Annotated in this window: 11 protein-coding genes; 7 read left to right on the top strand and 4 right to left on the bottom strand. The window is 64.3% G+C overall.

What is annotated here, in order from left to right:
* Positions 1–106: 106 nt before the first annotated feature.
* From ACHIRB_RS29670 to ACHIRB_RS29660, 3 genes are read right to left on the bottom strand one after another with little or no spacing between them, the layout of a single operon-like run.
* A complete protein-coding gene (locus ACHIRB_RS29670) occupies positions 107–1525 on the bottom strand; it encodes an NAD(P)(+) transhydrogenase (Re/Si-specific) subunit beta (RefSeq protein WP_395125336.1) in 1419 nt (472 codons plus the stop codon).
* Positions 1525–1854, bottom strand: coding sequence for an NAD(P) transhydrogenase subunit alpha part 2 (locus ACHIRB_RS29665; RefSeq protein ID WP_199705968.1), 330 nt, complete (start codon positions 1852–1854; stop codon positions 1525–1527). Before ACHIRB_RS29665 ends, ACHIRB_RS29670 begins: the two co-directional genes overlap by 1 nt.
* Positions 1854–2978 carry a Re/Si-specific NAD(P)(+) transhydrogenase subunit alpha gene (locus ACHIRB_RS29660; RefSeq protein WP_395113476.1) on the bottom strand — a complete coding sequence of 375 codons (1125 nt, stop codon included), beginning with the start codon at positions 2976–2978 and terminating at the stop codon, positions 1854–1856. Before ACHIRB_RS29660 ends, ACHIRB_RS29665 begins: the two co-directional genes overlap by 1 nt.
* Positions 2979–3149: 171 nt before the next feature.
* Between ACHIRB_RS29660 and ACHIRB_RS29655 the strand changes: the two genes are divergently transcribed.
* The 6 genes from ACHIRB_RS29655 to ACHIRB_RS29630 are packed head-to-tail and all read left to right on the top strand — an operon-like array spanning position 3150 to position 7742.
* Positions 3150–3893 (top strand): SIR2 family NAD-dependent protein deacylase, encoded by a 744-nt coding sequence (locus tag ACHIRB_RS29655; protein ID WP_395125337.1) that lies wholly within the window; start codon positions 3150–3152, stop codon positions 3891–3893.
* Positions 3890–5044 (top strand): FAD-dependent monooxygenase, encoded by a 1155-nt coding sequence (locus tag ACHIRB_RS29650; protein WP_395125338.1) that lies wholly within the window; start codon positions 3890–3892, stop codon positions 5042–5044. Before ACHIRB_RS29655 ends, ACHIRB_RS29650 begins: the two co-directional genes overlap by 4 nt.
* Positions 5045–5069: 25 nt before the next feature.
* On the top strand, positions 5070–5507 hold the full coding sequence (locus ACHIRB_RS29645; RefSeq protein ID WP_395125339.1) for an HIT family protein: 438 nt from the start codon (positions 5070–5072) through the stop codon (positions 5505–5507).
* A 50-nt stretch (positions 5508–5557) separates the two neighbouring features.
* Positions 5558–6277 carry a mycothiol-dependent nitroreductase Rv2466c family protein gene (locus ACHIRB_RS29640; protein ID WP_395125388.1) on the top strand — a complete coding sequence of 240 codons (720 nt, stop codon included), beginning with the start codon at positions 5558–5560 and terminating at the stop codon, positions 6275–6277.
* A gap of 4 nt (positions 6278–6281) precedes the next feature.
* Positions 6282–7100 (top strand): maleylpyruvate isomerase family mycothiol-dependent enzyme, encoded by an 819-nt coding sequence (locus ACHIRB_RS29635; RefSeq protein WP_395125340.1) that lies wholly within the window; start codon positions 6282–6284, stop codon positions 7098–7100.
* Positions 7101–7742: a Type 1 glutamine amidotransferase-like domain-containing protein gene (locus ACHIRB_RS29630; RefSeq protein WP_395125341.1), complete on the top strand. Its 642-nt coding sequence runs from the start codon at positions 7101–7103 to the stop codon at positions 7740–7742.
* On the opposite strand, the gene ACHIRB_RS29625 is transcribed toward ACHIRB_RS29630, so the two are convergent.
* Positions 7739–8050 carry a hypothetical protein gene (locus ACHIRB_RS29625; RefSeq protein WP_395113482.1) on the bottom strand — a complete coding sequence of 104 codons (312 nt, stop codon included), beginning with the start codon at positions 8048–8050 and terminating at the stop codon, positions 7739–7741. The genes ACHIRB_RS29630 and ACHIRB_RS29625 overlap by 4 nt on opposite strands.
* 246 nt (positions 8051–8296) lie before the next feature.
* Between ACHIRB_RS29625 and ACHIRB_RS29620 the strand changes: the two genes are divergently transcribed.
* Positions 8297–9649 carry an FAD-binding oxidoreductase gene (locus ACHIRB_RS29620; protein WP_395125389.1) on the top strand — a complete coding sequence of 451 codons (1353 nt, stop codon included), beginning with the start codon at positions 8297–8299 and terminating at the stop codon, positions 9647–9649.
* Positions 9650–9651: the final 2 nt, after the last annotated feature.

The raw sequence follows: 9651 nt of genomic DNA, 5'->3' as shown, positions 1-9651 counted from the left end.
AAAGATTTTCGGCCTCACATCACGCGCCTCACGCCGATCGCATTACGCAACAGCCCGAAAACCGTCCTAAAAGCGCAATAGTGGGCCCTCAGCGTGTGTGCTTGCGCTAGAGAGCTTTCAACTCTTCCGTCACCGCACCCACCGACTTCTTGGCATCGCCGAAGAGCATCGATGTGGTGTCTGCGTAGAACAGCGGGTTGTCGATGCCGGCGAAACCGGAGTTCATCGACCGCTTCAGCACGATGACCGACTTCGCCTGATCCACGTTCAGGATCGGCATCCCATGGATCGGCGACGACGGATCGTTGCGCGCCGCGGGGTTGGTGACATCGTTGGCGCCGATCACCAGGACAACGTCGGTGCGCTGGAACTCACCGTTGATGTCGTCCATCTCCTTGAGCGCTTCGTATGACACTTCGGCCTCGGCGAGCAGCACGTTCATGTGGCCTGGCATGCGACCGGCGACCGGGTGGATCGCGTACTTGACCTCGACACCCTTCGCTTCCAGCAGCGACGCCATCTCCTTGACCGCGTGCTGAGCCTGCGCAACAGCCATGCCGTAGCCCGGAACCACGATCACCTGATTGGCGTAGGCCATCTGGATCGCGGCATCGGCAGCGTTGGTCGCCTTCGCCGACTTCGCTTCGCCGTCGCCGGCGACCGCAGCAACACCCGCGCCACCGAAGCCGCCCGCCACGATCGCCGGGATGGACCGGTTCATCGCCTTGGCCATGAGGTTGGTCAGGATCGTGCCCGATGCGCCGACGATCATGCCTGCGACGATCATCGCCTGGTTGTTCAACGCCAGACCCGCAGCCGCAGCCGACAGACCCGTCAACGCGTTGAGCAACGAGATGACGACCGGCATGTCCGCGCCACCGATCGGCAGCACGACCATCAAGCCAAGGACGCCCGACGCAACGAGCACGCCGACGATCCACCACTGCGAGACGCCACCGTCGGAGGCACCGATACCGATGACGACCGACGCCGCGATTGCAGCGATCAACAGCAACGCGTTGACCGGCTGCTGCAGTCGCCCAAGGGTGATCGGGGATCCGGACAGGATTTCCTGCAACTTGCCGAACGCGATCAGCGAACCCCAGAACGAGATCGAACCGATGATGGCCGCGAACAGCGATCCGACGATGATGTGCACCGTCGGCTCTTCGCCGTGCTTGAAGTTCGAGAAGCCGGACGTATCGAGGAACTCGGCCCATGCGATCAATGCGACCGTGCCGCCACCGACGCCGTTGAACAGCGCGACCAACTGCGGCATCGCCGTCATCTTGGTGCGCTGCGCAGGCGGAATGCCGAGCGCGATACCGATGACCAGACCGGCGACGATCAGGATCCAGTTGCCGGTGTCGCGGATCGAGATCAGGGTCGCGATCACCGCGATGGCCATACCGACCGCTGCGATCTGGTTACCCCGGACCGCAGTCTTCGGACCGGTCAGACCCATCAGGCCGTAGATGAACATCGCGAACGCGATGATGTAGAGCACTGTTACGAGGTTGTCCATCAGGCAGCGTCCTTCTCGGAATCAGCAGCAACCTTCGCGGCAGGCTTGGCTTTGAACATGGCCAACATGCGGTCGGTCACCACGAACCCACCGATCACGTTCAGGGTTCCGAAGATCACCGCGACGAACAGGATGATCTGAATGAGCACGGACGGATCCTCGACCCGACCGAGCGTCACCAACGCGCCGAGCACGACGATGCCGTGGATCGCGTTGGTGCCCGACATCAGCGGCGTGTGCAGCGTGTTGGGCACCTTCGAGATGACCGCGAACCCGACGAACCCGGACAACACCAGGATCGCGATATTCGAGAGCAGTTCGGTGTACATCAGACGGTCTCCTTGTCACGTGTGACGCAGGAATCGGCGACGACCTGATCGGTGAAATCGGGCGCGAAGGCACCGTCCTTCAGCATCAGTTCCAGTAGCGCCGAGACGTTCTTGGCGTAGAGCTCCGAGGCATGCTCGGGCATCGTTGCCGGCAGGTTCAGCGGCGACGCGATCGTTACACCGTGCTTGACGACGGTCTGCCCCGGCTCGGTCAGCTCGCAGTTGCCGCCGGTCTCACCGGCCATGTCGATGATCACCGAACCCGGCTTCATCCCCTCGACCGCAGCGGCAGTGACGAGACGCGGAGCCGGACGGCCCGGCACCAACGCCGTCGTGATGACGACGTCGAATCCCTGGATGGCCTTCTCGAGAGCCTGCTGCTGCGCGGCGCGCTCGTCGTCGGTCAGTTCGCGCGCGTAGCCACCTTCGCCCGCTGCGTCGATGCCGAGATCGAGCCACTGCGCGCCCACCGAGCGGACCTGATCGGCCACCTCGGGACGCACGTCGTAGCCGGTCGGACGACCACCGAGACGCTTCGCGGTTGCCAGTGCCTGCAGTCCGGCAACACCGACACCGAGGATCAACACGGTCGCGGGCTTCACCGTGCCAGCGGCGGTGGTCAGCATCGGGAAGAAGCGCGTCGACTCCGACGCGGCCAACAACACTGCCTTGTAGCCGGCAACGTTGGCTTGCGACGACAGCGCATCCATCACCTGTGCACGCGAGATACGCGGAATGGCTTCCACCGCGAACCCCTGCACACCGGCATCCTTCAAGGCACCGATCTTGGTGTCCGCGTTGCGCGGGGCAAGGAAGCCGATCAGCGTCTGACCCGAGGTCAGCTTCGCGATCTCGGCGTCCGATGGCGGGGCAACCTTCACCACCACGTTCGCCGACCAGGCGTCACCGATCGAGGCACCCGCCTCGACGAAGGACTCGTCAGGAATCAGCGCGCCGACACCGGCACCCGCTTCCACAACGACGTCCACGCCGTTTTTGATCAACGACGCCACGACTTTCGGCACCAACGCCACTCGTCGCTCGCCATCGTTCGATTCGCGAACGACGCCGACGACGACGCGCGGCCGGGCATCCGACGACTCAGCGCTCTGTGTTGTCTCCAACGTCTCAGACTTCTTCCTGTGGGTGCGCGAAACGGAAAGAACCTTGGGGAATCCTAACTTACTACAAAGTAAGTTAGGAATCGTGCTATGTCTCGCGCCAACGAAAGGCCGGACGTGAGCGTATCCGACGCCAAGAGGCAAAAGTCACCTCCCCGTGGCTACTCTCCAGTAGTGCGTAGTGACATTCCCCACCATGTGACGTCGCTGGTCGCAGATGCGAGCCGGATCGCCGTTCTCACGGGCGCGGGCATGTCCGCCGAAAGTGGCGTTCCCACGTTTCGGGATGCGCAATCCGGTCTGTGGAAGCAGTACGACGTCATGCACCTCGCCACCCCCGAGGCGTGGCAGGCCGACGCCGACCTCGTCTGGGCCTGGTACCAGTGGCGCGCGACCCTGGTCAGGCAGGCACAACCCAATCCGGGACACGTCGCACTCGCCGACTGGAACAGCACCGCCGAGATCACGATCGTCACCCAGAACGTCGACGACTTGCACGAGCGCGCCGGCAGCACTGTCGCCGCCCACGTTCACGGCAGCCTCTACGAACCGCGGTGCAGCGATTGCGGCCAACCTGCGGACGTCGACCCACAGACGGAACTCGCGCACCGCATGCCGCCACCCCACTGCACGGTCTGCGACGGACTCGTCCGGCCCGGCGTCGTCTGGTTCGGCGAATCGCTGCCGACCGAACCGTGGGACCGCGCCCTGGCAGCCGTCGCGGCGTGTGACGTTCTCCTCGTCGTCGGAACATCGGGGGTCGTCTACCCGGCTGCGGGGTTGCCATCAGTTGCCCGTGCCGCGGGCGTGCCCGTCGTCGAGATCAACCCGACCGACACCGACCTCACCGACCAGGTCGACTACTCGTGGCGAGCAACGGCAGCAACCGCACTTCCGCTCCTGGTTGCGCAGCGATGAGAGCGATCGTCATCGGCGCAGGTGTGGGTGGCTACACAGCGGCGATTGCGCTACGGGCCAGATGCATCGACGTCGAGATCTACGAGGCAGCGCCCGGGCAACGGACGACCGGAAGTGGCATCAACGTCGGCAGCAACGGCACCGCGGTGCTGCGCAACCTCGGAATCGAACTCGGGACACCGCTGCCAGGGCAGGCACTGGAACAGCTCGAGATCAGAACGCACACCGGCAGATCCGTCCGGCAGCTGCCGCTCGGTTCGATGTCGCGTGCCCTCGGCGCGCCGACCATCGGCATCGCACGCAACGACCTGATCTCGCTGTTGCGCACCGCGGCAGGAGATTGCCGCGTCCATTTCGGTGCGGAACTGTCGCGCTTCGAGGTCGACGGATCAGCGGCGACGGCGATCTTCGCCGACGGCAGGTCCGCGACCGCCGACGTATTGATCGGCGCCGACGGCATCCGCTCCGCCGTTCGCAGCCAGTTGGCTCAGACCAACCCGCTAATCGAGTACGGCTACGTGTGCTGGTCGGCCGCGATCCCCTTCACCCATCCACGGTTGCCGTCCGGTCTCGCCGCTCAGTATTGGGGACTGGGAAAGCGTTTCGACCTCGTCGACATCGGCGGCGGCAACGCCTACTGGTGGGGCACCGAGCGGCTCGGCATCGAAGCGGCCCGAACCGCGCGAGGCGACCAGCGAACATTGCTGCACGCATTCGACGGTTGGGCCGACGAAGTACTGGACGCGATCTCCCATACGCCGGACGCGGCCATCAGAGCCGTTCCCGCGCAGGACCGGCCACTGTTGCAGCAATGGGGAGACGGCCCGGTGACGCTGCTCGGCGACGCGGCGCATCCGATGCTCAACAGCCTTGGCCAGGCGAGCGGCGCAGCGATCGAGGATGCATGGGTGCTGGCACAGACTCTCGCGTCGACCCCCGACGTTGCGAATGCACTGCGACGCTACGAGCAGAACCGGATGGCCCGGACCCTCACGATGGTCCGCAATGCTCGACGCCGCGACCGCATCGAACAGCTGGGAAACCCACTCGGCTGCAGGATGCGCACCTTCGCGTTGCGCTACTCCCCGACCACAGTGCTGGCGCGACCGACGCTGCGCGCGATGCGATTCGAACCGTCGCCGACTCCATAAAAATGGTGCGCTGCATACTGACCTCATGGCTGATTGCATCTTCTGCACGATCGTCAAAGGCGACGCTCCGAGCACGAAAGTGTACGAAGACGACGACGTGCTCGCGTTCCTGGACATTCGGCCGATCACGCGGGGCCACGTCCTCGTGATTCCGAAGACACATGCGACGGAACTCAAAGATCTCGATCCCGATCTCGGCACGAAGGTCTTTCGCGTCGGACACAGTCTCGCGATGGCTGTTCGGCAGTCCGACCTCAAGGCCGATGGCGCGAACCTGGTCATCAACGACGGCAAGTCGGCATTCCAGACGGTCGGGCACGTCCATCTGCACGTGATTCCACGACAGTCCGGCGACAAACTGCGCTTCGTCGGCGGTCTGGTGCTGCGGCGCAGCAACGATCCGAAAGGGACTGCCGCCGCCATCCGAGCGGGCCTGGAACGTCTCGAAAGCGATCACTCGTGACTGCCCCGACACCGCTCGCACCGACCCAGATCGAATATCACTTCGATCCCATGTGCCCGTTCGCGTATCAGACCTCCATCTGGATCCGCGAAGTCCGCGCGCTGACCGGACTGCAGATCGACTGGCGATTCTTCAGCCTCGAGGAAATCAACCGCGTCGATGGCAAGAAGCATCCGTGGGAGCGGGACTGGTCTTACGGTTGGTCCCTGATGCGCATCGGGGCACTTCTCCGACGCCGCGATCGCGAGGATTCCGGTGACAGGCTCGATCGTTGGTACGCGACGATCGGCCGCGAATTGCATGCCTACGGCGGCAAACCGCACGACCCGGTCGTTGCGCGGGGACTCCTCGAACAACTCGGGATCGATCCGGCGACCGTCGACGAAGCGATTGCCGACCCGACCACCCACGACGACGTGCGCGCCGATCACCAACGGGTCGTGACCGCGGGCGGGTTCGGTGTGCCGACGCTTTTCTTCCCCGACGGCCAAGCCCTGTTCGGGCCCGTCCTGATCGACCCGCCGACGGGCGATGCGGCCCTGCGGCTCTGGAGTCTGGTCACCGGAATGTTGCAGTTCCCCAACGTCTTCGAACTGCAACGACCCAAAGGTGAGCGCGAAGGCCGCGCGATCGCGGAAAGCCTTGCGCCCTATGTGACAGGGCGCGATTGGATCAGCATCAACCGTGGCAAAGTCATCGACCTGTCGATGATCCCCAAGACGGTCCCCACGACGACCGCCCAGACCAGCACCGACGCCGGGAGTACGTAGCGATATGCCGTCCAACGACAAACAAGCAATCACCACAACCCTTTTCGACGAGTGGAAGACGATCGAGGACCTACTCGCCCAACTCGACGAGGACGCCTGGAACGCCCCGACCGCCTTGCCGGAGTGGACCGTGCACGATGTCGTTGCCCACCTCATCGGAACCGAATCGTTCCTTGCCGGTGTGCAGCCTCCGCCGACCGAGGTCGACGTCAAAGCACTTGCTCACGTACACAACGACATTGCCGCGTTGAACGAAAGCTGGGTCATCGCACTGCGCGACCTGTCCGGCGCCGAGATGCTCGCACGCTTTCGCGAGATCACGACGCTGCGCCGGGAGACACTCACAGCGATGCCGCAGGAGGAGTGGGACGCCGAATCCTTCTCTCCACTCGGCCAAGTGCCCTACGGACGGTTTATGCGCCTACGGGTATTCGACTGCTGGATGCACGAATTGGACATCCGCGACGCTGTGGGCATAGCCGGCAACGAGGGTGGCCCACGCGGCGAGATGGCCTTCCTCGACATCTACGAGGCTCTGGGTTACGTCATCGGAAAGCGCGGCAAAGCGCCCGAGGGTGCGCGAATTGCGCTGGAGCTCACCGGACCTCTGCGGCGGACACTCAACATCTCGGTCGATGGCCGCGCGCGAGTTGTCGACAGTTTCGACGCCGACCCGACGACCATCGTCCGACTGGATTCCGGACTGTTCACCCGACTCGCGGGTGGCCGCACCACAGCCGCGGAGCACACAGCGCGAATCGAACTCGAGGGCGACACCGAGGTGGGTCAGCGCATCGTCGACAATCTCGCGTTCGTCTTCTGAGTGCGGCTGTTTCTCGCGTCCTACCGCTTCGGCGCGCACCGCGACCGACTGCTGACCCTGCTCGGCACGCCACCCGGTCGCGTCGCCGTGATCGCCAATGCGGCAGACGCCTGGCCGGCGTCGGCACGCGCGTCGGCTGTCACGAGCGACATCGTGCCGCTGCAGAAGCTGGGCTTCAGCGCGGAGGAAGTGGATTTGCGCAAGTACGTCGGTCGGGCCGACGATCTCGCCGAGACGCTGTCGGGATTTCCGTTGCTGTGGGTTCGCGGCGGCAACACGTTCGTGCTACGCGCGCAGTTCGCTCGAAGCGGTGCCGATGTTGTGTTGCCCCGACTACTGGGTGCTGACCGGATCGTCTACGCCGGTTACAGCGCGGGAGCCTGTGTGCTCACACCGTCGCTGCACGGATTGGAAAGTTCGGATGATCCCGACGAGGTGCAACCGACCTGCGGCATCGAGCCGATCTGGTCGGGACTCGGACTGGTGGATCGGGCGATAGTGCCGCATTGGCAGTCGCAGTTCGACGACCCTGCGGTGTTGCAACGCGTCGCGGAAGGGTTTCGCGACAAGCAAGTGCCGTTCTGGACCCTGACGGACGAGCAGGCCGTCGTGGTCGACGGACCTCGAGTCGACGTGCTCTAGCTGATGTGCGCGAGTGGTGCCTGGCGATCGAGGACGGCCCACGTGACGCTGCTGCGGCGGATCGTCATCTCGTCGGAGTCGGCGAGCAGGATTTCCAACAAAGCCTTGGGACGTCGGCGCCAGCTGGCACGGACCTCCTCCAGAACGGTGTCGTCGAACAGTCCGGAGCTGTCGAGCGCGGTCAGCCACGGGCTCAGATCGCCGTTGTGAATTCGCACGATGGTGTCGTAATCGACGCCGCCGTCGCGCATCTCGTAGGAAAACATTGCCGAGATGAGCTGTGCGATGTTCTGGTGTTCGGCGTTCATCGGATGTCCCTTCTCCTGTGGAGGTTCGCTGACGCTATTCCGCTTATGGGCGATATTTGGTTTCGCCGACAGAACGACCTGGTAACAGAGTTGCCAAAGTGGTCAGTGTGAACACCGATCGCTTACGTGGTGCTGTATCGACGCTCTCGCCCTTTGCTTGGTCTGGCAGCACGCTCGCGTAGCGTTACTGCTGTGACCGGGCAGGACGAGACAATTGGACTATCGCCGGACCGCGCGGATTCGTTTCTGAATTCGTTGCGGGAAAATTTGCCGGACGGCGCGCTGCTCACCGACCCCGACCTGACTGCGGGGTACAAGCAGGACTGGGCGCGCGATCCCGACGCCGTGACTCCCCTTGCCGTCGTCCGCGCAACCTCGACCGCCGACGTACAGACCGTGCTGCGGTGGGCCAGCGAGCATGGTGTGCCTGTGGTGCCGCGTGGAGCGGGCTCGGGGCTGTCCGGTGGCGCGACGGCCGTCGCGGGCGGCGTGGTCGTCACAACCGAGCGTATGCGCGCGATCGAGGTCGACCCGGTGACGCGCACGGCGGTCGTCCAGCCCGGACTGCTCAACGCCGAGGTGAAGAAGGCCGTCGCCGAGCACGGACTCTGGTATCCGCCCGATCCGTCCTCGTTCGAGATCTGTTCGATCGGCGGCAATGCCGCGACCAACGCCGGCGGACTGTGTTGCGTCAAATACGGCGTGACGACCGACTACGTGCTCGGCCTCGAAGTTGTCCTCGCAGACGGCACCGCGGTGCGACTCGGCGGACCACGATTGAAGGATGTTGCGGGACTGTCGCTGACGAAACTGTTCGTCGGCAGCGAAGGCACGCTGGGCATCATCACCGAAATCACGCTGCGGCTCATCCCCGCACAACCGCCGCAGGCCACGGTCGTTGCGTCCTTCGCAAGCATCGACGACGCGGCCAGCGCAATCCTCGAGATCACGCGTTCACTGCGGCCGTCGATGCTCGAATTTATGGACCGCGTCGCCATCAATGCCGTCGAAGACGAGATGAAGATGGGACTCGATCGCGACGCAGAGGCGTTGCTCGTCGCACGATCCGATGCACCCGGCGCGTTCGCGGCGCAGGAAGCGACGACGATGGCGGACGTGTTCACCGCACACAACGCGACCGAGGTCTTCAGCACCGACGACGCCGACGAGGGCGAAGCCTTTTGTGCCGCAAGGCGTTTTGCGATTCCGGCCGTCGAGCTCAAGGGCAGCCTGCTACTCGAAGACGTCGGAGTCCCGTTGCCGCAACTCGCTGCGCTGGTGACCGGGATCGCCGACATCGCGAAAACCCGTGACGTCATGGTGTCGGTGATCGCGCACGCCGGCGATGGCAACACCCATCCGCTGATCGTCTACAACGCCGACGACCCGGACATGACCGAACGCGCGAACCTGGCGTTCGGCGAAATCATGGACCTCGCCATCGCACTCGGCGGCACCATCACCGGCGAGCACGGAGTCGGCCGTCTCAAGAAGGCCTGGCTTCCCGACTACGTCGGCGAGGACGTGATGGCGTTGACGCGCAAGATCAAAGACGCGCTGGATCCGCAGGGAATCCTCAATCCCGGCGCTGTGTTGTAGCG

Origin of the sequence: Antrihabitans spumae, from assembly GCF_043944905.1 — a bacterium.
Classification (GTDB): domain Bacteria; phylum Actinomycetota; class Actinomycetes; order Mycobacteriales; family Mycobacteriaceae; genus Antrihabitans; species Antrihabitans spumae.
This window is presented reverse-complemented; position numbering and strand designations above follow the sequence as displayed.